Source organism: Siminovitchia acidinfaciens, assembly GCF_003605385.1.
Taxonomy (GTDB): domain Bacteria; phylum Bacillota; class Bacilli; order Bacillales; family Bacillaceae_C; genus Siminovitchia; species Siminovitchia acidinfaciens.
This window is the reverse complement of sequence record NZ_QYTV02000001.1, coordinates 545,278-569,919: the sequence shown is the minus strand read 5'-3', so window position 1 is coordinate 569,919 and position 24,642 is coordinate 545,278. Positions and strand designations below refer to the sequence as shown.

Annotated in this window: 23 protein-coding genes; 1 reads left to right on the top strand and 22 read right to left on the bottom strand. The window is 44.9% G+C overall.

Annotated elements, in window-relative coordinates; all coding sequences use genetic code 11:
* Window positions 1-20: 20 nt before the first annotated feature.
* Window positions 21-1,214, bottom strand: a complete 1,194-nt coding sequence (locus D4T97_RS02595) for a hypothetical protein (protein WP_126047344.1) — start codon at window positions 1,212-1,214, stop codon at window positions 21-23.
* A 331-nt stretch (window positions 1,215-1,545) separates the two neighbouring features.
* Here D4T97_RS02595 and D4T97_RS02590 point away from each other — a divergent pair, with 331 nt between their 5' ends.
* Window positions 1,546-2,826, top strand: coding sequence for an N-acetylmuramoyl-L-alanine amidase (locus D4T97_RS02590; RefSeq protein WP_164525443.1), 1,281 nt, complete (start codon window positions 1,546-1,548; stop codon window positions 2,824-2,826).
* A gap of 41 nt (window positions 2,827-2,867) precedes the next feature.
* On the opposite strand, the gene D4T97_RS02585 is transcribed toward D4T97_RS02590, so the two are convergent.
* From D4T97_RS02585 to D4T97_RS02485, 21 genes are all read right to left on the bottom strand, one after another.
* Complete coding sequence (locus D4T97_RS02585) at window positions 2,868-4,265, bottom strand: sodium:solute symporter (protein ID WP_126047340.1); 1,398 nt, start codon at window positions 4,263-4,265, stop codon at window positions 2,868-2,870.
* Window positions 4,266-4,292: 27 nt separating this feature from the next.
* The gene (gene speB, locus D4T97_RS02580; RefSeq protein WP_126048036.1) at window positions 4,293-5,258 is read right to left on the bottom strand and encodes an agmatinase; all 966 of its coding nucleotides are present in this window, start codon (window positions 5,256-5,258) and stop codon (window positions 4,293-4,295) included.
* 166 nt (window positions 5,259-5,424) lie between these two features.
* Window positions 5,425-6,822, bottom strand: coding sequence for a sigma-54 interaction domain-containing protein (locus tag D4T97_RS02575; RefSeq protein WP_126047338.1), 1,398 nt, complete (start codon window positions 6,820-6,822; stop codon window positions 5,425-5,427).
* 173 nt (window positions 6,823-6,995) lie between these two features.
* Complete coding sequence (locus D4T97_RS02570; RefSeq protein ID WP_126047336.1) at window positions 6,996-8,165, bottom strand: M20 family metallopeptidase; 1,170 nt, start codon at window positions 8,163-8,165, stop codon at window positions 6,996-6,998.
* A 398-nt stretch (window positions 8,166-8,563) separates the two neighbouring features.
* Entirely contained in the window at window positions 8,564-8,770 is a 207-nt protein-coding gene (locus D4T97_RS02565; RefSeq protein ID WP_126047334.1) for a 4-oxalocrotonate tautomerase, read from the bottom strand.
* 13 nt (window positions 8,771-8,783) lie between these two features.
* Complete coding sequence (locus tag D4T97_RS02560; RefSeq protein ID WP_126047332.1) at window positions 8,784-9,575, bottom strand: 2-keto-4-pentenoate hydratase; 792 nt, start codon at window positions 9,573-9,575, stop codon at window positions 8,784-8,786.
* Window positions 9,572-10,603, bottom strand: coding sequence for a 4-hydroxy-2-oxovalerate aldolase (gene dmpG, locus D4T97_RS02555; RefSeq protein WP_126047330.1), 1,032 nt, complete (start codon window positions 10,601-10,603; stop codon window positions 9,572-9,574). Before dmpG ends, D4T97_RS02560 begins: the two co-directional genes overlap by 4 nt.
* Window positions 10,604-10,639: 36 nt before the next feature.
* A complete protein-coding gene (locus tag D4T97_RS02550) occupies window positions 10,640-11,515 on the bottom strand; it encodes an acetaldehyde dehydrogenase (acetylating) (protein ID WP_126047328.1) in 876 nt (291 codons plus the stop codon).
* 17 nt (window positions 11,516-11,532) lie between these two features.
* Window positions 11,533-12,303: a 2-keto-4-pentenoate hydratase gene (locus D4T97_RS02545; protein WP_206435531.1), complete on the bottom strand. Its 771-nt coding sequence runs from the start codon at window positions 12,301-12,303 to the stop codon at window positions 11,533-11,535.
* Window positions 12,304-12,685: 382 nt separating this feature from the next.
* Window positions 12,686-14,155: an aldehyde dehydrogenase gene (locus D4T97_RS02540; protein WP_126047324.1), complete on the bottom strand. Its 1,470-nt coding sequence runs from the start codon at window positions 14,153-14,155 to the stop codon at window positions 12,686-12,688.
* Window positions 14,152-14,649, bottom strand: coding sequence for a RidA family protein (locus D4T97_RS02535; protein WP_126047322.1), 498 nt, complete (start codon window positions 14,647-14,649; stop codon window positions 14,152-14,154). The genes D4T97_RS02540 and D4T97_RS02535 overlap by 4 nt, the downstream gene beginning before the upstream one ends.
* The gene (locus D4T97_RS02530; protein ID WP_126048034.1) at window positions 14,646-15,653 is read right to left on the bottom strand and encodes an amidohydrolase family protein; all 1,008 of its coding nucleotides are present in this window, start codon (window positions 15,651-15,653) and stop codon (window positions 14,646-14,648) included. The genes D4T97_RS02535 and D4T97_RS02530 overlap by 4 nt, the downstream gene beginning before the upstream one ends.
* Entirely contained in the window at window positions 15,650-16,195 is a 546-nt protein-coding gene (locus tag D4T97_RS02525; protein ID WP_126047320.1) for a 3-hydroxyanthranilate 3,4-dioxygenase, read from the bottom strand. Before D4T97_RS02525 ends, D4T97_RS02530 begins: the two co-directional genes overlap by 4 nt.
* Before the next feature lie 284 nt (window positions 16,196-16,479).
* Entirely contained in the window at window positions 16,480-17,901 is a 1,422-nt protein-coding gene (locus D4T97_RS02520) for an amino acid permease (protein WP_126047318.1), read from the bottom strand.
* Between the two features lie 92 nt (window positions 17,902-17,993).
* Complete coding sequence (locus D4T97_RS02515) at window positions 17,994-18,521, bottom strand: FAD synthetase (RefSeq protein WP_126047316.1); 528 nt, start codon at window positions 18,519-18,521, stop codon at window positions 17,994-17,996.
* Window positions 18,522-18,541: 20 nt separating this feature from the next.
* A complete protein-coding gene (locus tag D4T97_RS02510) occupies window positions 18,542-20,047 on the bottom strand; it encodes a 4-hydroxyphenylacetate 3-hydroxylase family protein (RefSeq protein ID WP_126047314.1) in 1,506 nt (501 codons plus the stop codon).
* Between the two features lie 28 nt (window positions 20,048-20,075).
* Window positions 20,076-20,561, bottom strand: a complete 486-nt coding sequence (locus D4T97_RS02505; protein WP_126047312.1) for a flavin reductase family protein — start codon at window positions 20,559-20,561, stop codon at window positions 20,076-20,078.
* A 298-nt stretch (window positions 20,562-20,859) separates the two neighbouring features.
* A complete protein-coding gene (locus tag D4T97_RS02500; protein WP_126047310.1) occupies window positions 20,860-22,143 on the bottom strand; it encodes a TRAP transporter large permease in 1,284 nt (427 codons plus the stop codon).
* Window positions 22,140-22,628 (bottom strand): TRAP transporter small permease, encoded by a 489-nt coding sequence (locus D4T97_RS02495; protein WP_126047308.1) that lies wholly within the window; start codon window positions 22,626-22,628, stop codon window positions 22,140-22,142. The genes D4T97_RS02500 and D4T97_RS02495 overlap by 4 nt, the downstream gene beginning before the upstream one ends.
* Window positions 22,629-22,641: 13 nt before the next feature.
* Window positions 22,642-23,676 (bottom strand): TRAP transporter substrate-binding protein, encoded by a 1,035-nt coding sequence (locus D4T97_RS02490; protein WP_126047306.1) that lies wholly within the window; start codon window positions 23,674-23,676, stop codon window positions 22,642-22,644.
* A 64-nt stretch (window positions 23,677-23,740) separates the two neighbouring features.
* Window positions 23,741-24,529, bottom strand: a complete 789-nt coding sequence (locus D4T97_RS02485) for an IclR family transcriptional regulator (protein WP_126048032.1) — start codon at window positions 24,527-24,529, stop codon at window positions 23,741-23,743.
* Window positions 24,530-24,642 lie beyond the last annotated feature (113 nt).

Here is a 24,642-nt window from a genome sequence, read left to right as displayed (position 1 = left end):
TTTTTCAGGGAGGTTTTTCATTAGCTTTGCTTTTTATTTTTCCTTGTAACCATTACAGCTACAATACTTGCAATCAAAACTGCGCCAATGATCAGGGGCATTGTTGAAGAGCCGCCTTTATTCTCTTCCTCGGGTTGTTCCGAACTCACAGCAGCATCTTCAGCCTTTTCTTCCTCAACTTCTTCCTCCGCCGCTTCTTCTAATTCGGGTGCCGGGAAATCAATGCCGAGAATCGCCACCATTTCATTTTTGCTGTTAAACACCGGAGCGAATGCCGATTTTTGTGTACCGTAATCTTCATCATCCCATGTGTGAATTGCATAATCAGAATCTCCAGCAAAAGCTGTTTCAAATTGAGGCTCCATTTCATATTCTGTCCCGTACTCATCCGCATCATCTTCATCTGCAGATTCTGCAATAATATGGGTCATTTCATCACTCACTTTGATCAGGGTGTATACGTACGTAGGCTTGACCGCTTCATGGATTTCTTTAAGAGCATCCTGAAATTCTTTGTACTCTGATCCGTCCCTGTTGCCGTTGGCAACAATTTTTTCATGGGTGTCCCCCAATTTTCCATTGAGGAGCAAAGCTCCAACCGAGGCCATCCCCATCACTTTTTCCCCTACAAGCTCATTTGTATCTTTCTTTTGAAGCTCTTCGATCGGGTAATCGATACCGAGAATTGCTACAATTTCCTGCTTGCTGTTATAGATTGGCGCGAAAGCGGATTTTTGGGTTCCGTAATCCTCGTCATCCCATGTGTGGACAGCATGGTCCGGCTCACCTGCAAAAGCAGTCTCAAATTGGGGCTCCATCTCGTATTCGTTGCCGAATGGATCGGCGTCCTCCTCATCTGCCGCTTCTGCAATCAGATTTGTCATGTCATCATCCACCTTAATTAGCGTGTAGACATAGGTAGCTTTTGAAGCATCAAGGATTTGCTTCAGCACCTCCTGAAATTCTTTATATTCCTCGCTGTCGCGGTGCCCATCTGCAACAATTTTCTCGTGAGCGTCGCCCAGTTCTCCGTTAAGCAACAATGCTCCTGTTGCAGCCATTCCCATGACCTTCTCTCCGATTAGCCGGTTGGTCTCATCATCGTTCGCTTCCGAAACAATTGGAAGCGTTACCAAATTTAACAATAGAACTGCAATAAACAATAAAACTGCAAAGCCCTTTACCGACTTTTCACGTGGCAAAAGAAAAGCCATCCTGCATCCCCCTTTTTATTTATATACATTTTTTCATGCACTAAAAGAATGCATGACTAAAATACTAAATCATTTCCCATAAATTCCAATAGACACAATGTAAGATTTTTCTGTATTTTCCACAGCTTTGTTGTACGAAGTGTTAATTGAGTAGATGAATTCCTTGAATCTTAAAATCGCTTCTCAGCAAAACGTAAATATTAAATTTAAAAAACAGTTTTATTACAAACTGCGAGACCTTTTTCTCAATTATTGAAATATAGGACTAAGCATCACTACAATATGACAAAAAATGCTAAAATGGTCACTAAATTGGAAAAAGGCGGTGGTTATGATAAAAAAATCCATATTCTGTCTGGTCTCGCTGCTCATTGTTTTTTTACTTACAAATCATATTACAACTGCAGCAGCAAGCACCATTCAAATCGCAGTCCATAAGGCGAATATCCGAAGCGAGCCGATAAACACGGCCAGTGTCATAGCGCAAGCAGACAGGAACGAAAAATTCCAAGTGCTCCAGGAAAAATTCGGTTGGTATGAGGTTCAATTACCGGGCGGCGGCACAGGTTGGATTGCCGGATATATTGTCGGAAATGGCGGCCAAAACATTGGAGATGCCAAATTGGGCACAATTTCAGCCAATCATGTCCATGTCCGAAATAACCCTTCCCTTTCCGCCAATATTATCGGTAAATTACATACAGGCGATCAGGTGACAGTGATCAATGAAAGCAATGGTTTTGCGAACATTACATACCGCAATCAAAACGCCTGGATCAGCCAGCAATACATCCGATATTCCGGAGAAGCAAAAGCAGATAAGGGAGAGTCTTCAAGGGCCGGCGGCTTTGCCTACATTTCAACTGACCAGACCAATCTGCGGGCAAGCGCAGGCACATCGGCTCCTGTCATAACAAAAGGGTCTCCGGGAGAAAGGTATCCGATTATCGGACAAGAAGGAGACTGGTATAAAATTACGCTGGCGAGCGGCAGAGAAGCGTATGTGGCAAGCTGGGTTGTATCATCTAATAAAAACACAGCATCCAAAGCAATGCCTGCGGAAAATGCAGCAGCTGGACTTTCCGGAAAAACAATCGTACTTGATGCAGGACATGGAGGCTATGATCCTGGAACAGCAAATGGTGCTGGAATACCTGAAAAACAGCTGACTATGCAAACAACAAAACGTCTTCAGCAAAAACTAAGTGCTGCAGGGGCAAATGTCATTTTAACGCGTTCGGAAGATCAATACGTCAACCTCGATTCGCGTGCTTCAGCCGCTAACAGCAATAACGCCGATGCATTCATCAGCATACATTACGACAGTTCCACTAAGCCTGATGCAAACGGAGTCACCACATACTATCACCACGGGTACCAGTACGACCTTGCCAGCAATGTCAATCAGGTACTGGACAGTTCACTCTCCTTAAATAACCGGGGTACCCGCTTCGGCGACTATCATGTGATCCGGGAAAACAGCAGGCCGGCGGCTTTGCTTGAACTCGGCTACTTGAGCAATCCCCATGAAGGACAGTATGTAACCACAGATTCATATCAGGAGCTTGTTTCAAACAGCATTTATAATGGACTGGAATCATATTTTAAATAAAAAAATCGAGACGGATTTTCCGCCTCGATTTTTTATATCTATTAAGAAGCAACTTTTAACTCTTCACCTTGTTTCGTTACTAGCGAAACAACAATCATGACGACAAAGCTGACAGCGATTCCATAGACAATTGGCGTGGTGGCCGTAATGCCTTGGATGACAAGGCCTGCGAGTATTACAACCGTACTGGCGATAATCGCATAGAACGCTGCTTTCGCAGTGGCTCTTTTCCAAAACAATCCCAAGATGACCGGTGCAAAAATGCCCCCTGACAATACTGCATAGGCAACATCAAGAGCAATGAGAACATCTTGAATCCATAGAGCACAAACGATCGTCAAAATTCCGATAACAGTTGTCACTGTTCTTGAAAGCTTTAAATATTGCTTGTCTGTCAGATTTTTTTTATAAAAGCGCTTGATTATATCGTTTGAAATTAATGTCGATGAAGCAAGCAATGTTCCGGAAGCGGTGGACATCAATGCCGAAACAACGGCTGCAACAACCAGGCCGAGCAGCCCTGACGGCAAAACTGCAACCGCCATGCTTGCAAATGTGTTTTGAGTGTCTTCCAAACCAGGAAGTATGACGAATGCACACATTCCAATGATTGCGACGGCTATTCCGTATAACAGACTATACACTCCGGCAGCAACCGTTCCAGCACGGGCGATTTTAATCGTTTTTGCCGTAAGAATCCGCTGCCAAATATCCTGGGCAACGACCATCCCTAATGCAAACAGCAAGAAATACTGAAAAATTTGCTGGCCGCCAATTCCTGATAATGAAAAATAGGTTTCTGGCAAATTGGTTTGCAAGGAAGACCAACCGCCGGCTTTGGACAGCCCAAGCGGGAGCATGATGAAAAAGATTCCGACAGTCATAATGACAAATTGAACGATGTCCGTCATGGTAACGGACCACATGCCGCCGAGAATCGTATAAAACAGCACAATCCCTCCGCCAACAAGCATTGAAACGCTTAAATTCCAGCCCAGAAGAACATTTAAAATCGTTCCCATTCCGATCACTTGCGTAACCGATACCATCATGGCGTATGTGGCAGCGATCAATGCACTGACAAGCCCAACTTCTACACCAAAGCGTCTGCTGAGATATTCACTGATTGTCATTACTGAAAGTCCGGAAATTCGTTTGGCAAGGAAAATCCCCAATAGCATAATACCCAGCCCCAGCATGACAACAAGCCACATGCCGGATAATCCGAATTCATATCCTAGTTTTGTAGATCCGATCGTAGAGGCACCGCCTAAAATTACAGCGCCAAGACAACCGAAATACATGAAAAATCCTAAGTTCCTCCCGGCGAGTACGTAGTCTTCTGACGTTTTGGCCCGCCTTGAGCCAATCACCCCGACTACGACCAGCAAGAGCAAATAAGCGATCATGATCACAACGTCAAACGAATTAATATTCATGGTTATTCCCCCTTAAACTCTCAGAGCTTAACTCTGAGAGTCTCCTTTTTCCAACTGGCGACGTTTTTTCAAAGCAATGAGTGTGATCATTTCATACATGACAGCCGAAGCCAGTACCGCTGTAATTTCATTTGCATCATATGTTGGCAGCACTTCCACAAGGTCAAAACCGACAACATCGAGACCATCAAGTCCCCGGACATATTCCAGCGCTTCATAGCTTGTCGGACCCCCGACTTCTGGTGTTCCAGTTCCTGGCGCATAGGCCGGATCAACAAAGTCTATATCGTACGTGACAAAAACCGGGCGGTCTTTCACACGTTCATGGATTCTTTTCATCACGTTTTCAAAACCGATCTGGCGGACTTCCTTCATCGGAATGACTTCAAAACCAAGATCTCTTGCGTCTTGGATATCCCCCGGTCCGTAAAGCGGCCCTCTCATGCCGACTTGGATGGAATGTTCCGTATCCAGAAGCCCTTCCTCAACAGCTCGTCTGAATGGTGTGCCATGCATGTATTTCTCGCCATAGTAATGGTCCCACGTGTCGCCATGGGAATCAAAATGGACAAGCGCAATCTTACCGTATTTTTTGTGGAAGGCGCGGAGGTTCCCTAATGAAATGGAATGATCACCGCCCATGATGACAGGGATGACATTTTTCTCGAGAAGCGGGGTAAGACCTTCGACCATATTGTCGTACGTCCGAAGGGCATTCCCCGGAATAACGTTGATATCACCGTAGTCAACCCCTGAACAATATTCAAAAATATCAATATCCATGTCCGGATTGTAAGGACGAAGCAGCACGGAAAAATCACGGATATGCTGCGGGCCGAACCGCTGGCCTGTCCGGTTGGATGCAGCTGTATCAAAAGGAACGCCAAGTACGGCGAAATCTATATTGTCGGTCGTTCTTACCTGCTCCAATCTCATAAAAGTCCTGTTGCCAACAAAGCGAGGAGACTGTGATGAGTCTTTAGGTTTGTACATCATAATTATATCCTCCTAATATCTTGGGTGAATTTTCGCTATATCTACTTACTTTGCAAAAACCATGCCAACTATTAAAGCTTTGTTCACAGACTTTACTATAAAAAAATAATCGACATTTGCATCAAAACAAAGTTAAATAATGCAAATATGGATTATGATTCATTTATGAATTAATCCCATATTTTTGTAGCTTCCTGACAACGCTGGACTGGCTAATGCCCAAATAATCCGCCATTTCGTAGGTCGTTTTATATTGTCTGTATGCTCTTTTCAACCAACGGATTTCCACGTCTCTCAGTGCTTCCTGCAAGTTATCCGCCTGTTCTGGAAGCTCTTCCGTTTCCAGTTCAAAAACCTCGGACTGGGATTCTTTCGTATGAAAAGGGAGTGCACTTGGATAAATGACCCGATTTTCAGTCGTAATGACCAAGCGCTCCATTAAGTTCTCCAATTCCCTTACATTCCCCGGCCAACTGTAATCAAGCATTTCATTGATTGTAGCCGCATGAAGCACTTTGTCGGTCTTGTATTTTTCATTGAACATATCCAGGAAAAACTCGCATAACTGCAGCAAATCGTCTTTTCGTTCCCTCAGGGGGAGAATGGTGATTGGCACGACATTCAACCGATAAAAAAGATCTTCCCGAAACTTTCCTTCCCTTACCATCTCCTGCAAATCCCGGTTCGTCGAAGCGATGATTCGAAAGTCAATCTGCTTGGTCTGCGTTCCGCCGATTCTAGTCACTTTCTTTTCCTGAATGACCTTCAGCAGCTTGGCTTGTAGATTCAGTGGAAGCTCCCCCACCTCATCCAAGAAAAGGGTGCCTTTATTGGCCAGTTCTATCAGTCCGGGCTTTCCTTCTTTATTTGCCCCTGTAAAAGCCCCCTTCTCATATCCAAACATCTCGGATTCAAAAAGAGTTTCCGGAATGGCGCCGCAGTTCACTTCGATAAAAGCTTCCTTGCTGCGGTTGCTCTTATCATGAATAGCCCTTGCAAATACATTTTTTCCAACACCAGATTCACCCAGGAACACCACGGTTGCATCTGACGGCGCCACGCGGTGGATCAATTGCCAAACATTGCTCAACTCTTTGCTCTTTAAAACAATGCCGTCCATGTGCTGGTCCTTATCCCGCAGCTCTTGGATTTCCGATTGATAATACTCCATTTTAGCCCGCAGCTCTTCGTAATCTTCTTTGATCTGCCGGAGCTCGGTCAAATCATGGGAAAAGCTTATGACCCGAATCATTTCCCCTTGTTCATCAAAAACAGGCAAGGCGGTCGCCATGACGGAGCGGCCCGTAAGCGTGTGCTGCATCACTTGGACTTCTTTTTTATCCTGAAGCACCCTTTTTGTGACGGATGGTGACCATACATCCATTTTCTCCAATTCATCCGCCGTCTTTCCGACCAACTCTTCCGTCTTCATTCCATAGATGGAATAGCAATTGGGACTGACCCTCAATACTTTTCCTTTTCCGTCCGCAATAACGATGTTATCATTCGAAGCTTCCAGAATGGCCCTTAACTCCAATTCGCGTATGTCCTCTTCCTTCATTGTCCGTCACTCCTCGTAACAGGGGGCAGGCCCCTATTATAGTGAAGATATTTTACCACAAAAGCCGAGGATCTGACCCCATGTACGTTAACAAGTTAAGTTAATACAGTGGGGGCAGACCCCAAAAAATAACGAGCCCGGAAAACCCCTTTTTGGTTTTTTCCGGGCTTATCTTACTTTGAATCAGAAAAATGATCCGCCGCCAAAACGATACTGTTTGCAAGCAACTGAATCCGAGGAATATATGAATCGATCTCCATATATTCATCCTTGCTATGCCACTTTCCGCCAACAGGACCCATTCCGCAAATTGTAGGAATTCCAAGCGCTGCCGGAAAACCTGCATCTGCCGCTCCTTTTGTGGCTTCTTCCGTCACTTCAATCCCCAGGCTCTCCCCTGCCTTTTTAACCAAATCATACATAGCAGCGACGCCTTCATGCTTTTCCATCGGCTGAAAACTGATGCTTCCGCTCAACGTTGCTTTTGTTCCTTTTATATAGCTAGTATCGATAATCTTCTTGATTTTCTCTTCAGTTTCCTTGTAATCTTCTATTCTCCAGAAACCGACGTGCAAGGTGGCAGAGGCATGCGGGGAAACGACATTTGTATTTACACCGCCGCTGATGGTACCAACATTGATGGTGATGCCCCTTTCCATGTCCATCAACTTCCGCAGCTCTACCATTTTACAGGCTAGTTCATCGTTGGCGCTGATTCCTTCCTCAATGAAGAGGCCTGAATGAGATGCCTTCCCCTCTATTTCAAAACTCAAATGCGCCGACCCTTTCCTTGCGGTCACCACCGAACCATCTGCCCGGCCGGACTCCAAATTGAACACAGCCATTGCATCTTTCGCTCGCTCCTCAATGATGGCCCGCGATGTCGGCGATCCGATTTCCTCATCCGGCGTATAGAGAATTTCAATGTCGGGAAGATCTAGACTTGCATTTTTTACCGCCCCCGCGGCATATAAAATACTAACCAAACCCGCCTTCATATCGGAAAGCCCTGGACCAAATGCAATATTCCCATTTTCGGTATAGGGACGGTCTTTGACGGTTCCAGGAGTATGTACCGTGTCCATATGCCCCATCAATAAAATTTTTCCCGGCCGTGTCCCTTTTAACGTCGCAATGATGTGGTCTCCAAATTGTTCCTGCTCCCGCGTCACATATGGAATGCTGAACTCATCAAGCCCCTGCTTCAATAACGCTGCAACCCGGTTTACCCCTTCCCTATCCCTGGAATAGCTGTCCGTGTTGACAATTTTCTTAAGCAAGTTAAAAATTTCATTTTCATTTTGCTCGATAAAATCATTGATACTCTTTTGTTGAACAAGCATCTGAACACACCCCTAAGACTGATTTGTACGTGCACTATACCATATCTACTATTATTATATCAGACTTTTATATTAATTCAGATACACCTTGCTCTTTTGAATGAACGGCTAATCAAAAAGAGACACTGCTTCCATGCAATGTCTCTTCATCTTTATCGCTCCGATCATGACGAGATGGGAGCCTTTTCTGGACTTCTTTTCTTTATTTTTTCAATGTCCATCATTAGCCCCGTCCCCGGCAGTGTCAACTCGTTTGTCTTCTTCAGCACAACAGCCGATTTGATGTTCTCGTCCATAAAGAACTACTGACGATTACAAAAATACTACTGTTTAGGGACCACTGATCTAAATAAGAATTTCTCTGAAAATGACTTTTACCGTTAAAACTTTCACGATGACTATTTCGGATTCCCCTGCCTCCTGATTTCTTCCATTGGAAGGCCACCGGTCCCCCAATGACTGTGGTCGATTTCCGTTACCAGGACCCGAACCTGTTCAGGTTTGACGGCAAGATTCTTTACTGCAGCTTCCGTAACATCTGCGATTAAGCCCTTTATCTGTTCACGGCTTCTTCCTTTTAACACTTGCACTTGAAAAATCGGCATAATATCAACATCCTTATTCGCAATAGAAAGAGACACTGCCCAACTCATTAAATTGGGCTACTATCGTATCTCCGGAATCAAAAGAAATGGCTTCGGACATAGCACCGCTCAGGATGATCTCACCCTTTTTAAAACCTCTGCCTCGTTTGCTGAGCTGCTTGGCTGCCCAAGCAATAGCTGTTGCCGGGTGACCGAGAACAGCCGCACTGGAGCCGGTCTGTTCCACTTTTCCATTTTTGGACATCACCATGCCGACGTTACCAAGATCCAAGTTTTTCGGACTGACTAATTGGCTGCCGATAACAAACTTGATTGAAGAGCAATTGTCCGCAACGACATCTGTAAGAGTGAAGCGGAAATCCTTATAACGGCTGTCGATTACTTCCAATGCAGGTGCCACATACTTAGTTGCCGCGAGAACGTCTTCTTCCGTTATATTTTCTCCTTTCAAATCCTTGTCCAGGAAAAAGGCGATCTCTGGTTCAGCTTTCGGATGGATCAGTTCTGATCTTTTCATCGGCTCCCACTCATAGGCGAGCATATCCGCATGCAGGTAGCCGTAAATGGCTTCATTGACTCCCATCATTTCCTGTTTGGCTTTACTGGTCAAACCCAATTTGATTCCGACTGTTTTTGTTTGGTTTTCTTCCAATCTTCGGGCAAGCAGCCCATCCTGCAATTCGTAGGCTTTTTCAATTGTTAAATCCGGGTAGGTATCAGTAATTTTGACTACTTCCCGAACCTCCCGTTCAGCCGTCAACAGATACTCAATGATTTCTTGGTCGCCTTTCGTTTTCAGTATCATGTTCCCGCCTCCACTTTATCTTTTTTTGCCAAGTTGGCTGCCACATCCAAAATCATATCCTCCTGCCCGCCGACGACCTTCATTTTACCGAGCTCAATTAAAATATCCCGAGGGTCGATACCAAACTTACTTGCTGCCCGTTCGGCATGAAGCAAGAAGCTGGAGTATACTCCGGCGTAGCCTAGAACCAGACTTCCCTTTTTGATTTCTTGGGAACCGGGAATCAGTGGTCCAACCACTTCTTCGGCCAGATCCATCATTTTATATAAATCTATGCCGATATCATAGCCCATGCGGTCCATTACCGCTAAAAGCACTTCCGTCTGTGTATTACCGGCGCCTGCTCCAAGGCAGCGGACACTGCCGTCAATCCGGGTGGCTCCCTCTTCAATCGCAGCGAGAGTATTAGCCACTGCTACTGACAAGTTGTTGTGTCCGTGGAATCCCACTTCAATTTCAAGATTATCGCGAAGAGCCTTTACCCTTTCCCGAACTTCATGAGGAAGCAACGCTCCAGCAGAGTCAGTTACATAGACTGCTTCTGCTCCGTAGCTTTCCATCAGTTTGGCCTGTTCCACCAGCACTTCCACTGGTGCAGAGTGCGCCATCATTAAGAACCCCAAAGCTTCCATTCCCAGTTCACGGGCCATGTTAATATGCTGGGCCGAAACATCCGCTTCCGTTACATGGGTCGCCACTCTTACCAATTGGGCGCCACGCTTGCTGGCCTCTTTTAATTCATGCACCGTACCAATGCCAGGCAATAACAACACGGCGATCTTAGATTGCTTTGCCTCCTCAACGGCAGCTTCGATCAGTTTCATCTCATCCACAAGGGAACGTCCATACTGGATCGTAGACCCGCCAAGTCCGTCACCATGGCTGACCTCGATATAGTGCATGCCTGCTTCGTCAAGGGCACGAGTAACATCGCGCACCTGCTGTTCGGTAAACTGGTGAGCTACGGCGTGGCTTCCATCACGCAGGCAGACTTCTGTGATTTTAATATCCTTACCAGATTGATTCATGAAGGATATGCTCCTTTCTGCTAAGTTGATGTCGTATTAAGATAAAACGCTCACACTACGTGCAATATCTTCCCCGACTCGGGCTGCAGCAGCGGTCATAATATCCAAATTTCCTGCGTATGGCGGGAAGTAGTCGCCAGCGCCTTCCACTTCAAGGAAAATGGTGACAATGTTGCCATCAAATAATGGTTCCTGCTTCAGCCGGTAGCCGGGCACGTATTCCTGGACTTTTTTGACCATTGCATAGATTGATTCGCGAACGACCTGCTCTTCCATATTTTTGCCTTCGCAATAAATAGTATTTCTCATCAAAATTGGAGGGTCTGCCGGGTTCAAGATGATCAGCGCTTTTCCTTTGTCCGCTCCGCCGACTTCCTCAATGCCGCGCCGGGTCGTAATGGTGAATTCATCGATATTGGCGCGTGTCCCAGGCCCGGCGCTTTTGCTGGATATGGTAGCCACAATTTCCGCATATGCCACATCCGCAACATCATTCACAGCTCTCACTATCGGAATGGTTGCTTGTCCTCCGCAGGTAATCATGTTGACATTATCCGCAGGTGCATCTCCGAACCGGGTGCCTACTGCCGGACTGAAAAAAGGACCGACTGCTGCTGGTGTAAGGTCCACCACCTTTTTCCCCAGCTCTTTTAGAATTTTCGCATGGCTTAGATGGGCCTTGGCCGATGTAGCATCAAACACAATCTCCGCAAGCTCAGGATTTTCAATAAGCGCCTGTATTCCGTTAAAAAATGTTTTATATCCCTTATCCTGCGCCCTTTTCAAACCTTCGGAATGCTCTTCTATGCCGATAACAGCCGTCAATTCGATGACTTCACTGTTTTCTAGCTTATACATGAGGTCTGTGCCAATATTTCCGGATCCAATGATGGCGGCTTTTACCTTCCCCATAACCAATCTCCTTTCATCTATTTAAATGTCACACTGGCAGAACCCAATGGGCCGAAGTCGGCTTTTACAGTGTCGCCGGCTTCTACCGCCATGGCAGCAGAGAGGGCACCTGGTAAAATCAATTCACCCTTTTTCAAGGTGATTCCGAACTCATGCAATTTATTGGCCAACCAGGCAATGGCTTCCGCTGGATGCCCAAGTGCAGCGGCCCCTGATCCTGTGGCAATTAGCTCATCGTTTTTATAAAGTGCCATACCCGCAGCCCGCAAATCTGTATTTTCCAACCCAGTTTGACGGTCTCCCAGCACGACTTTGGCTGAAGAACCGTTGTCAGCCACGGTATCAATCAGTTTAATCCTCCAGTCCTCAATACGACTGTCGATAATTTCAAGTGTAGGGACAACATATTTGGTGGCCATTAGTACATCCAAATATGTTACATTCGGGCCGACCAAGTCTTCACTCAGCATAAAGCCAATTTCTGCCTCCACCTTCGGAGCAATCATTTCAGCTGTATCAACCGTGCTGCCGTTTTCAACCTGCATATCATCAAACAAGTGTCCGTAATCCGGCTCATCGACATTCAGCATCTTCTGCATGGCTACACTTGTTAATCCGACTTTTTTACCGATGACTGTTTTTCCCTGTTCGTTTTTTAATTTGACTGTCTCCAACTGGATCTGATATGCATCTTTAACCGTTAATGATGGGTCCCGCTCCGTGAGAGGAGACACTTCCTTACGTGTTTCTTCCGCATTTAAAAGTTCTTTTGCATAATCTGCTATCATTGTGGTCACTGTTTATCCCTCCTACAAGTATATAAGAAAAGCGCAAGGCGCGTAGCCTTAGGCGACAAGCACAAGGCGAATTGCGGGAGGCAGTTCCTCAGCCACCACAGCAAAGCAGCTGATATCAATCACATCGTGAGTAACATCATCGAAATTACATCTTGCTGCTTTGCGACGAGCTGAACAAGGCTTCCTCGAATATGCTATGGCGCAGGAGCACATTCATCCTGAATTAGCTTCCTCGCAACTTGTGACCTCGATCCGATGGCGCCTGAGCTAGACATATAAAATCTTAATTCGAACAAAGTATTTAATCTGATTTCATACTTTCTTAAAATTAAACAAAGGAAAGGTGACAGGAAATCACCTTTCTTTTGTGATATCACTTTTTAATTGTGATGGTCTTCGCTTCCGTATAAAAATCAAAGCTGTGCCTTCCGCCTTCTCTTCCGATGCCGCTTGCTTTCGAACCGCCAAATGGAGTTCTTAAATCACGAACATACCAGCAGTTCACCCAAAGGAGCCCGGAATTGATGGAAGAAGAAACCCTCTGTGCTCTTCTCAAATTATTTGTCCATACCACTCCAGCCAGGCCATAGATGGAGTCATTGGCAATAGCAACTGCTTCCTCCTCTGTTTTAAAAGGAATAATTACCGGCACCGGCCCAAAGATTTCTTCCTGTGCCACCCGCATTTTGTTATCAACATCGTATAAAACAGTGGGCATATAAAAGTTTCCTTCCTCAAGCCCTTCCACTCTTTTACCGCCATAGGCCAGCTTGGCTCCTTCTTCAAGACCAATCTGTACATACTTGTCCACTGTTTCCAAATGGTTGCGGGAAACAAGCGCCCCCATATCCGTAGACTCATCCAGCGGATCTCCCACCTTGATGTTACGGACAGCCTCGACGAATTTATCCATAAACTTGTCATACACACTTTCCTGAACGAGGATTCTAGAACCAGCCAGGCAGATTTCTCCCTGATTACGGAAAATCGCTTCTATTGAGCCGGCCACGGCCTCATCCAAATCTGCATCTTCAAATACGATATTGGCCGATTTTCCGCCAAGCTCCAGTGAAACAGGAATGAGGCTCTTCGAGGCATTTGCCATGACTGTTTTTCCTGTTTCGGACTCTCCTACAAAGGACAGACGGCGTACAGAAGGATGAGTTGACATGACCGTGCCCACCGTACTGCCCGGTCCCGTTACGATATTCAACACACCGGGAGGCAAACCGGCTTCATTGGCGATCTCTCCAAGCATGACAGCGCTCAGCGGTGTGTAAGAAGCAGGCTTGACGACAATTGTGTTTCCTGATGCCAAAGCGGCCGAGGCTTTCCAGGTCATCTGCATAAATGGCAGATTCCAAGGGATAATCAAGCTAGTGACTCCTGCCGGAGCATATTGGGTATACGAAATGTGGTTTTTCATATCATAATGTTCATGCGCCATATACTTGGCCATTTCTGCGAAAAAGCGGAAGTTTGCAGCCGCACGCGGGATATCAAAATCCCGGCTCTCTTTTATCGGCTTGCCGACATCGAGCGTTTCTACATATGCCAGCTCATCCACCTTTTTTAAAATGAGATCCGACATTTTGCACAGGATGCGTGACCGTTCTTCAACCGCCATCTTGCTCCATACACCGCTGGCAAAAGTACGCTGGGCCACATCGATAGCACGCTTCGTATCAATTTCATCCGCATTGGCCACTGAAGCCAGCTTTTGGTTGTTCGCCGGATTGAGGGAATCAAAAGTGGACCCGGAATGGGACTCCACATACTGGCCGTCTATAAACAGTTTCGCGTCCTGGATTCTTGCTTTTCCCAAAATTTCCTGCTTCGTCACTTTGCTTCCCTCTCTTCCTCCACTTCAAGGATCATTTCAATTTCAATCGCTGTGTTGTTCGGTAGTTGTGCCATTCCTACGGCAGAACGCCCATGTTTGCCTTTGTCCCCGAATACTTTTCCCAGAAGATCAGATGCCCCGTTCATCACAACCGGCTGTTCAGTAAAGTCTTCGGTACTGTTCACCATCCCCAACACTTTAACAATCTGTTTTACTTTGCTTAATTCGCCAAGTTCGTTCTTGACTACGCTTAACAAGTTAAGCATCGACTGCTGGGCGGCCTGATAGCCTTCTTCTGTTGTCAGGTCTCTGCCAAGCTTTCCGTGGTACTGATCCACACCCTGTCCGGCAGTAAACAGCAGGTTCCCTGTCCGGACACAGCTTACATAACTGCCGACGGCGGGCCTAAGGGATGGAAGTTCCAGACCCAGCTGCTCCAGTATTTCTTCAGGTGTTTTGGCAACATCTGCAATATTTTCAGTCTGATTCGTCATTTCAGCAACTCTTCCTTTACATTGATATTTAAGAATCTCAACGCGTTTTCGCCCAGGATAGCTTTCCTTTGTTCTTCTGTCAGCTGCGGAGTATCGTCAATCACTTTTCCTGGCGGAATCTCGCGCAGCAAGAAAGGATAGTCCGATCCCATGACAATCTTTTCATAACCGAAACGATCAATTAAATATTGTAGATTCGTAGGATCATAGTTCAACGAGTCAAAGTAGAACTTCTTTGCATAAAAGCTCGGCGGCTTTTCAATTTTGCGGATGTGTGGCCAAACATTCCACCCTTGATCCAATCGGGGCAGGATATAAGGGAAAGATCCGCCTCCATGGGCGAAACAGACTTTCAGGTTCGGGTGCTTCTCCATGACTGCCCCGTTGATCAAACTGGCTGCAGCCAAAGCCGTCTCGCTCGGCATTCCGACTGTATACATGAAATTATGGCGCGGAAAGCGTTCCCGGCCCAGGGTTTCCCATGGATGGACAAACAGTGGAACCTCCCATTTCTCCGCCATTTCAAAAAACTCAGCGAAAGATGGATCGTCCAAATTGTTTCCGTTAACGTTGGTACCGATTTCAATTCCTTTTAAGCCTAGCTCAAAGATACACCGCTTCATCTCACGGACCGCTGTATCGGCATCCTGCATTGGAACAGTTCCAAGTCCGATGAATCGTTCTGGATATTCTTTTACTGTTTCTGCGATAAAATCATTTTGGATTTTAGAAAATTCCTCAGCCTGAGCCGGGTCGGCCCAGTAGGAGAAAGTGACTGGAATAGGCGACAGTACCTGAATGTCTACGCCTTCTTTATCCATGTCTTCAATGCGTTTTTCCGGACTCCAGACCTGATCGGTGACTACACGAAAATTCTTTCCGGAAACCATGATATTGGCACCGCACGAACAAGTTTTTTCCAACACTGGCCAGCGGCCGCCATATTTTTCCGCAAAGTCAGGTATATCTTCAGGAATGATATGCGTATGAAAATCTACTCTCATTTCCATAACCCTGCTTCCTCAGGCATCACATGCCCGCACTTTTCGCAAGTACGAAGGTCTTTGCTGCTGTCAAATTCTTCAATGGCTGCCTTTAATTGCACAGCAATATCTGTCAGTTCGAGTGTGACCCGGTGCATCTCATGATCGCAATGATCACAGTACCATACCATGTGCTCTTCGACCCCTTTGCCGCGCGGCTCTTCAATAACCATTCCGATCGTATCAGCCACACGGTGCGGGGAATGAGGGACATTTGCAGGAAGCAAAAATACTTCTCCCTCTTTAACTGTAACTACTTCTCTTTTTCCTTCATCATTGATGATCTCAACAAAGCAGTCACCCTTGATTTGATAAAAAAACTCTTCTGCCGGACTAATATGGAAATCACGCCGTCTGTTCGGACCCCCTACCATCATTACTATCATATTGGAACCCGGAAACATCTCCTTATTATTAACCGGCGGCTGCAGCTGGTCCTTGTTCTCTTCGATCCATCCCTTCAGACTAGACGCTTGAAAAGTCCTGATCGTGTCTTTTGACATCATCTTATACCTCCATTCAAAATTCTCCTAAATAAAGCGCACTCCATATAGTAAGCGCTTACCAAACTAGGAGTCTTCTATTTAAGATGAGTATAATGAAATTGTGTTTTTTATACGCCTTAGTTATTTCACCATATGAAATAGGCGAAAATTTCCCATTTTTTATTTTATTGATTATGGTTAATCCTTCCTTCACCAAAATGCTGATTTTCTCTACAGAAATAAAAGGCAACACGGTACAGGGAAATCCTATTTGTTAAGTAAGTACTTCATCCAACAAACATTCACAGAGCATCACTCTTATTCCCAGGCTTCATTTCAACATCACTGTCATTTTTCTTTTTCCAAACAAAATAGGCGATGGTTATCAAAATCAGCCACGGTATTCCGAGGATCATCGTTTCTTTAAAATCAGCCGAGAACCAGGTGGATAGTACGACCAGGAATAGCAATACAGCACCTAAAATCGTTGTATAAGGATAACCGATCATCTTTACCGGCAGTTTCCTGCCACCTATCTCACGCCATGTTTTTCTAAATGCAAGATGGGTAACGAAGATCATAAACCAAGTGTACATAGCCCCAAAACTTGAAATTGATATCATTGTCGCAAAAGCTGTATCGGGCGAAACAACCGTATATATAGTTGCAATTCCAATCCCAACAGCAGAGGTTGCCAATGCAGCAGCCGGGACTGACTTTTTATTTAACACCCCAAACCTCTTGGGAGCATAGCCTGCCCGGGACAAAGAAAACATCATGCGGGTGGACACATATAGCTGGCTATTCATGGCTGACAGCGCGGCGACTAGAACAACAAAGTTTACAATTCCAGCGGCACCCGGGATGTTCAAGATTTCCATCACTTTTACAAATGGACTTTTTTCAATTCCCGCTGCACCCCAAGGAACAATCATCAGCATAAGAGACAAAGTTAATATATAGAACAAAATGAGCCTTACAACCGCCGACCTTAATGCAAGGGGGACCGCCTTTTCCGGATCCTTCGCTTCACCGGCACTCACTGCTATCATCTCAATGCTTAAATAACTAAAAAGTGAGATAAATATGGCAATCCACATTCCCCAAAGTCCATTTGGAAAAAATCCTCCATCATTCGTGTAGTTTTGTACACCAATGCCGGAGCCGCTGTCCGCTCCAACTATTACGTAGACCGCTAAAATGATAAAGCCCGTGATGGCTGCTATTTTAATTAAAGAAAGCCAATATTCAACCGTACCAAACATATTTACACTAGTTGCGTTTACAAAAATAAGCAGTCCGGCAAAAAGAAGAATCCAAACAATTCCCGGCACTGTCGGAAACCAATATTTCATATAAATCGCGATTGCAGTTACTTCCGTTCCAACCGCGCAAACTAGGCAAAACCAATAAGAATAACGTACCGTGAAGCCCGCCCACGGGTTTAAATACCGCTCCGCATAAGCTCCAAACGAACCGGAGGTTGGATGAGCCACAGTCATTTCAGACAGAGCCCCCATTAATAGCAAAGCAATCAACGCACCGATGGCATAACTGATGATTACGCTTGGCCCAGCTGTGCTGATCGCGAATCCACTGCCCAAGAACAAGCCCGTTCCAATTGCTCCTCCTATTGCAATCATCGTAAGCTGGCCTGTTGTCAGCTTTTTGCTCAATCCCTTTTCTCTATCTATAATGTCTTGAATTTGATCATCTCTTTTCAATTATCTCTCCCCCTAACAATTGACCTTTCGTAAACTCTTTCTTATACACTTAGAGCGTGCAGGGTACTTCCTACACGCTTCCAATCAGACTATTATGTCCACCCGAGGAGCGGCAATGCCTGCTCCTGCTTCCCTTGTAAAATGAGTTCTCTTATCCTGGTAGAAGATATTCTTTCTCCTTCAGCACAACAAACAGGATTCATTAACCGGACCGGGAAATGTCTTCTCAGTAAAGCCACATCACCGGCACGTTTATTTCCAAATCTGAAATCGTCGCCTACAATAACAGATTTTGGATTAATCATTGATAATTCCTTAATAAAATTATTCGGTGTTCGTTGAAGGTAAGCTTCATCAAATTTTGCCATCACGACATAATCAACACCTAAATCCTTAAGCAGCTGAACTTTTTCATCCGGATTGGTCAGTGTTTGAGCACCTTGAAAGTACGCCCGGGGAGGTGGATTAAAAGTGTAAACCACACTGGGAACTCCCTCTGAACGGCTTTTTCTTACCATTTCACGGATAACGGTTTGGTGTCCGCGATGTACTCCATCGAATGCTCCGATAGCGGCAACCGACCCGGCCAATGTAAGACTTTCAGTCTGGTGAACTCTCAACTGACTCCCTCATTTCAGATTTATTTACTTAATTCCTTGGCACTTTTTTGATATTCGTCAGACATCAACAGCGACTCCTCCAAGGCACGCTCCACGCGAGGATAAGAAGGATGATTTCTCTTATGCACGTTGTAGAACATACCCATTTTGCGAACCGGATCACCTGAATAATATCTTTCATATTGTACAAGTCTTTGTCCAAATGCTTCTCCACACAGATCCCAGGCGAGTTTGAACAGGCGGACCCTCTTTTCGGATGGGACACCTGCACGGCCGGAGTAATACTTGTTCATGTCTTCAGAGATTTCCGGATTGATGAAATCCGCTCCCGTTGGAGACATCAAGAGACCGCCCGCTCCGATAGTCTGTAGAATCTCAATCGCTCTTGGATACATATTTGGAAGCAGTCCTCGGATCGTTTCAAGCGGCACTATGTTGGGAAGCGCCTCCCCTTGTTCCGTAATGGTATATTCCCGTTCAGCTGTACGTACCAATGCCCTGATCGTCTCCACGCCCTGGATCAATTCAGATAATTGATTTTGAACGTTCAGGAACCCATCCACTCCGATGGAGTCGGCAATGGAGCATGTCACATCTGTTACAAAAGAGATCTTAGCCAATCCCCTTACCGCTGACTGGTGGGAAGGCTGCAGGTTGGCGCCTGTTTTTGGATATAGCAGGTTGCCGGCTTCTACATTTTGGTTTATGAATACACGGTCCCAAGGAACTAGCACGTCATCAAACACCAATACAGCGTCCATTTCCTCAAATCTTGATGCAAGCGGATGATCCCAAGTGGAACGCTTTCCATCCTGCGTTTCTTCGCGGCAATAGATTTTAAGACCAGGCGTGTCAATCGGCAACGCAAACGAAATGGCAAACTTCTCATCACCCGGCTTAAAACTCGGATAGGAGTATATGATGACTTCATCTGTGATTGGTGCAAGTGTTGCCAACATTTTCGATCCGCGCACAATCAAGCCATCTTCCGTCTCCCTCACTACGCCAAGGTGGGAATACTCGGAGTCCTGTTCATGCGAAGATTTGCTCCGGTCATTTTGCGGATTCACGATTGCATGGGTAAGGAATAGATCATTGTCTCTCACATATCTGTAATAGTTAATGATATTGTCTCCATACCGATCTCCCCCGTATTGTCTGAAAAACCAATCATTCGTCGCAAAAGATGTTAGTACGACATTCAGGAAGTCCGGAGTCCTGCCCATCAGGCCGAAAGTGGCTTCCGCCCATACTTCAAACACCCGCCTGCGTGCCTGCAGGTCCTCGCCGTCTCTGGGAATCAGAAATGCATTGTTTACTCTCTTTCCTGTTTCCTCACAAATATGGGTAATCTGATCCTGATACTCAGGGTCATGCTGCATATCATATAACTTGGCCATCTCTTTAATCGGCTGTGTGAAAACCGGATGGTTGTATACATCCGTCACCTTTTCACCGCGAAGCCACACTTCCGGCTGGCGTGACTTTACTCCTTTAATATAATCTGCTCCTGTTCTGATACTCATGTTCTTCCCTCCACTTTCTTAAAATATATTAACTGCCTGCTAAAAGAGATTTATGCTCTGTTTCAAAAAACTTTCCTCTGTAAAACAGTAGACTCTCACTGTCATCGTAGTAGAAATCGTCTACTTTCCCCACAAACAGCAGATGGTCGCCACCTTCATATTCCTCCCACGGTGAACATTGAAAATGAGCAGAAGCCCCTTTTATCCTTGGCCCTTTTTCTGCATCTTCTTCCCACTGCACAATCAGGTTTTCCTGAGGACGGCCTGCAAACTGCATTGCATAAACCGACTGATCTGCCGATAAAATGTTGATTACGAATGACCTGTTCTTTAATTCCTCAAAGGCTTTTGTTTTTTTATCAATTGAAACAAGCAAAAGCGGCGGATCCAAGGATACGGAAGTAAAGGAGTTGACAGTAATTCCTCTTCTTTGTCCCTCATCATTCACCCAGGTAACCACTGTGACACCAGTTGCAAAACAGCCAAAGCAATTTCGTAACTCTCTGACATCCATTAGGTTGCTTCCTCCAATCGTAACGTTTGTATTATCAATATATTGAAAACGCTATCAACGCTCAATCTCAGGATTTCTCATGATGAAATCGTCAAAAAAGTTTTTCGATTATTTTAAGGAAAATAAGAGTTTCAGACCAATGCGGGCTATATTTTTCCATAAAAAAAGTGATCCTGATAGATCACTTAAAGAAAAGCGCAAGGCGCCTGGAGCTAGACATAACTTATACTTTTTTGAATAGAAAACTTGATCTAATTTTATACTTTCTTTAATTTTCAAATAATACATATGATATTTTTTATTTGTAAAGGCTCGGAAGCCACAATACAGCATCTTCCCAATAAGTGATAATCATTAATAGAATGATAGTTGTGATCAGGAATGGCATAATGGCCTTTACAAGAGACTCTATTTTGACTTTCGCTACGGAGGAAACGATAAATAGGCCTGTGCCCACGGGCGGAGTCAATAAACCAATGGTTAAGTTGATCGTGATGATGACACCAAAATGAACTGGGTCGATTTGGTATGTAGTCAGCAGTGGTGCCAGAACAGGAACAAGAATGATCAAAGCTGCAATCCCATCCAAGATGCATCCCAACAAAAGCAGTAATATGTTAACTAATAAAAGGAACACTATCGGATTTTCGGAAATGCTTAACATTGATTCTGCCATGAGTTGCGGAATTCGCTCATAAGCGATGATATAACCAAATAGATTGGCTGTCACAATTAAAAACGTAATCGTTGCCGTATTTACGACGGTATTCAATAAGATTTCCGGTAGATATTTTGCTTTTAACTGTTTATAGGCAAACCCGATAATGACGGCTATGATACAGGCAACAGCAGCAGATTCAGTGGGTGTAAAAATCCCACCTAGTATCCCATAAATAATAATGAAAGGGATCAGCAACGCCGGCAACACATTCAAAAAGCTTTTAAAAATTTCCGGTAGTGTTCCCCGCTCACTTCGAGGGAAATTCTCTTTGACATTCATGAAGCCGATTACGATGATAAACCCTATGCCCAGTAGAATTCCCGGAATGATCCCCGCAATAAACAAATCGCCAATGGACGCTCCTGTCAGCGTCCCGTAAATGATAAACAGCATACTTGGCGGGATCACCGGGGCCACTACAGATGATGCCAAAGTTAAAGCAGCAGAAAATTCACGTGTATATCCTTCCTTTTCCATCTCGGGCACCATGACTTTACTCATCATCGCAGCTTGCGCATTCGCCGAGCCCAATATGGAGGCTAGAAACATATTCGCTATGATGGATACATAGGCTAATCCGCCTCTAAAATGACCAATCAGCACTTTTGCAAATTGGATCAGCCGGCTTGTAATCCCCCCGAAATTCATCAGTTCACCTGCAAGCATAAATAGGGGAATGGCCAGCAGTCCAAAATTATCCATCCCTGAAAACATTTTTTGCGGGACTGTCGCCAACAATGTGAGATTGTCAGTCAGAAACAAATAAGAAAGCGATGTGATCGCCAAAACGAGTGAAATCGGGATTCCAATAATTAACAGGAGAATAAAGACGACTATGGTTGCTATTAATCCGAATGTCATAAGGCATCACCACTACTCTTTGGCGTTTGTTTTATCAGATCAATCATGTAATCCAACAGGTGGATAAAAGCAAAAGTCAGCCCCACCGGAACAGACAGATATGGAATCCACATGGGAATACGCATGGAACTTGATTTTTGTGGCGACAAGTTTAATATCCACTCATAGCTTAAATACATTAAAAGAGCCAACGTCGCCAAAATGATGATGTGGGTAATGATCAAAAGAATTCTTTTTCCACTGTCTGAAAAGCGCTCAACCAAAAAAGTAATAGAAGCTTGGGACTTGTATTTAAGTCCCAAACTCCCTCCCAGAAAAGTCAGCCAGGTCATCATAAAAATACTAGCTTCATTCGCCCAAAAAAGCGGCGCATTTAAAAAGTATCTATAAACCACTGCCGTAAACAGCACTAGGGTTATAGCGGCCATCAAGATAATTGCAGCGACTTTTTCAATCCTTTCAACCCAGTTGCTCAATGTCTTCATAGAATAGCCTCCCCTACTTACGGAACGTGTCAATAAATTCTGCGATCAGAGGATCCATTGCTTTATATTTTTCATCAAATTCTTTTGTGTATTTTTCGAATAAAGCAGGATCAATTTCGTAAAGCTCCATTCCTCTTTCCTCGAGAGTCTTTTTAAATTCCTCTTCCTGGGAAGCACGCTTCATCGTAGCGAATTCAGAAGCAGCCGACATGGAGTCTTCCACGATCTTCTGATCTTCCTCTGACATTCCTTCGTATAGCTCTTTGTTAATAATCATCACAGAAGGCCATACCATATGGTTTGTCACAGCTCCATAACCCGTTACTTCGTTATAGTTGGAAGTGATCGCTGCATCCAAATCCATATCCATTCCGTCAATGACACCCGTTTGGGCGGATTGATAGACATCAGGCAATGAAATGGACTCAGGGCTGACTCCCAGTGAACGGTAAAAGTCTTCTAAAGCAGGGCTTGGGGTTACACGCAGTGCTAGCCCATCCATATCTTCCGGTTTCTCCACCTTCTCCCTGAACATCATCGTACGGTTGCCTGAGAAGAAATAATCCAACGCTTTTAATCCTTGGTCATCCAGGGTAGCCAGAATTTTTTTGGCCACATCGCTTTTACTTGCTTCCAATGTTTCTTCATAAGATTCAAAGAGATAAGGAGCGAACCATGCACTAAATGCATCAGACTTGGAGGTCAAGAAAGCATTTGTAATGAAAGCAAATTGTAAGGAACCTGTTTCCAGCTGCTGTACCATATCGGAATCACTTCCAAGCTGTCCGCCCGGATATAACTCCATCTTCATTCTTCCATCGGAACGCTCTTCAAGCTCGTCAGCCAGCTTTTGTGCGGCTTCATTCCAAATATGGTCAGGTGGTGCAATATGCCCCAGTTTAAATTCATACGTCTGTCCCCCACCCTCTCCATCGCCATCTCCGGACGCTTTTTCCGAGTCTCCGCTTCCTCCTCCGCTGCCGCACGCAGATAAAACTAAAACAGCGATGATTGCCATGATCATCATGCGAATGTTGAAATATTTCATCACCTATTACCCCCTGATTAAGTTTTTTATTTATGTAAATATCATTGTTGCATCCTAGTGAATGTTAAGAGTATTTCAGTCTCTTGGAATTCCCACTATCTGCCCCTTTTACCTCGATATAACCCAGTTCGCGCGAAATCGCTTTTGCCGTTTTCACTACACTTTGAATGATGTGGCTTCTATGAAGACTTTTCATATAACTTGTCGGCCCTACTAAATTCACAGAGGCGATCGTTTCTCCAGCATACGACATGATTGGAGCGGCAATGGCATAAGTACACGTGTCATTTTCATTGTTGCTGACAGAATACCCCTGTTCTCTCACGGACTCCAAGTCTTTTTTAAGTATTCTGATATCTGTGATCGTATTCGGCCCTTGCTGGGACAATCCTTTTTCAATCGTTTCTTGTAAATAAGAATCGTTAAACGCAAGCAGGGCTTTGCCTGCGCTTGTACAATATGCCGGTTTTCTCGCACCTAGATAGGTGGGAACCGAATCGGCATCCTCCGAAGTAATTCTCAAAACAAAGACGACATCTCCTTGATCGAACATGCCAATATGAGCTGTCCCTCTGAATCTATCAGTCAACTCTTTAACCAAAGGCATCGCTTTATTATAAAAATCCTGTTGGAACATGACACTATTATTCCATTCCAGCAGCTTCCATCCCAATCTATATTTCCTGTCAACATCTCTCATCAGGACGCCTTCATTGCATAGTGTTGTTATCAGGTGGTGCGTAGTACTCCTGCTTAACCCAAGTTTCTCAGCTATTTCTGCATTTCCCAAGACTGGCTCGTCGCGTGTAAAACAGTTTAAAATCGCACAAGCTCTCTTGACCGAAGCAATCATACTGACCACTCCCTTTTTATTTTTCAGATCGGCAACTAATCTGCTTAATAAGTATAAAGTTCTATACATACCACCCCTCATCCGAGAAAGCGTTATCATTATTTAGAAAAAAT

Excerpts from the sequence above, each read along its gene's own strand:
- D4T97_RS02595 (WP_126047344.1), bottom strand. The coding sequence starts at position 1,214 with ATGGCTTTTCTTTTGCCACGTGAAAAGTCGGTAAAGGGCTTTGCAGTT.
- D4T97_RS02590 (WP_164525443.1), top strand. The coding sequence starts at position 1,546 with ATGATAAAAAAATCCATATTCTGTCTGGTCTCGCTGCTCATTGTTTTT.
- D4T97_RS02585 (WP_126047340.1), bottom strand. The coding sequence starts at position 4,265 with ATGAATATTAATTCGTTTGACGTTGTGATCATGATCGCTTATTTGCTC.
- speB (WP_126048036.1), bottom strand. The coding sequence starts at position 5,258 with ATGTACAAACCTAAAGACTCATCACAGTCTCCTCGCTTTGTTGGCAAC.
- D4T97_RS02575 (WP_126047338.1), bottom strand. The coding sequence starts at position 6,822 with ATGAAGGAAGAGGACATACGCGAATTGGAGTTAAGGGCCATTCTGGAA.
- D4T97_RS02570 (WP_126047336.1), bottom strand. The coding sequence starts at position 8,165 with ATGCTTGTTCAACAAAAGAGTATCAATGATTTTATCGAGCAAAATGAA.
- D4T97_RS02565 (WP_126047334.1), bottom strand. The coding sequence starts at position 8,770 with ATGCCGATTTTTCAAGTGCAAGTGTTAAAAGGAAGAAGCCGTGAACAG.
- D4T97_RS02560 (WP_126047332.1), bottom strand. The coding sequence starts at position 9,575 with ATGATACTGAAAACGAAAGGCGACCAAGAAATCATTGAGTATCTGTTG.
- dmpG (WP_126047330.1), bottom strand. The coding sequence starts at position 10,603 with ATGAATCAATCTGGTAAGGATATTAAAATCACAGAAGTCTGCCTGCGT.
- D4T97_RS02550 (WP_126047328.1), bottom strand. The coding sequence starts at position 11,515 with ATGGGGAAGGTAAAAGCCGCCATCATTGGATCCGGAAATATTGGCACA.
- D4T97_RS02545 (WP_206435531.1), bottom strand. The coding sequence starts at position 12,303 with ATGATAGCAGATTATGCAAAAGAACTTTTAAATGCGGAAGAAACACGT.
- D4T97_RS02535 (WP_126047322.1), bottom strand. The coding sequence starts at position 14,649 with ATGACGAATCAGACTGAAAATATTGCAGATGTTGCCAAAACACCTGAA.
- D4T97_RS02530 (WP_126048034.1), bottom strand. The coding sequence starts at position 15,653 with ATGAGAGTAGATTTTCATACGCATATCATTCCTGAAGATATACCTGAC.
- D4T97_RS02525 (WP_126047320.1), bottom strand. The coding sequence starts at position 16,195 with ATGTCAAAAGACACGATCAGGACTTTTCAAGCGTCTAGTCTGAAGGGA.
- D4T97_RS02510 (WP_126047314.1), bottom strand. The coding sequence starts at position 20,047 with ATGAGTATCAGAACAGGAGCAGATTATATTAAAGGAGTAAAGTCACGC.
- D4T97_RS02505 (WP_126047312.1), bottom strand. The coding sequence starts at position 20,561 with ATGGATGTCAGAGAGTTACGAAATTGCTTTGGCTGTTTTGCAACTGGT.
- D4T97_RS02500 (WP_126047310.1), bottom strand. The coding sequence starts at position 22,143 with ATGACATTCGGATTAATAGCAACCATAGTCGTCTTTATTCTCCTGTTA.
- D4T97_RS02495 (WP_126047308.1), bottom strand. The coding sequence starts at position 22,628 with ATGAAGACATTGAGCAACTGGGTTGAAAGGATTGAAAAAGTCGCTGCA.
- D4T97_RS02490 (WP_126047306.1), bottom strand. The coding sequence starts at position 23,676 with ATGAAATATTTCAACATTCGCATGATGATCATGGCAATCATCGCTGTT.
- D4T97_RS02485 (WP_126048032.1), bottom strand. The coding sequence starts at position 24,529 with ATGATTGCTTCGGTCAAGAGAGCTTGTGCGATTTTAAACTGTTTTACA.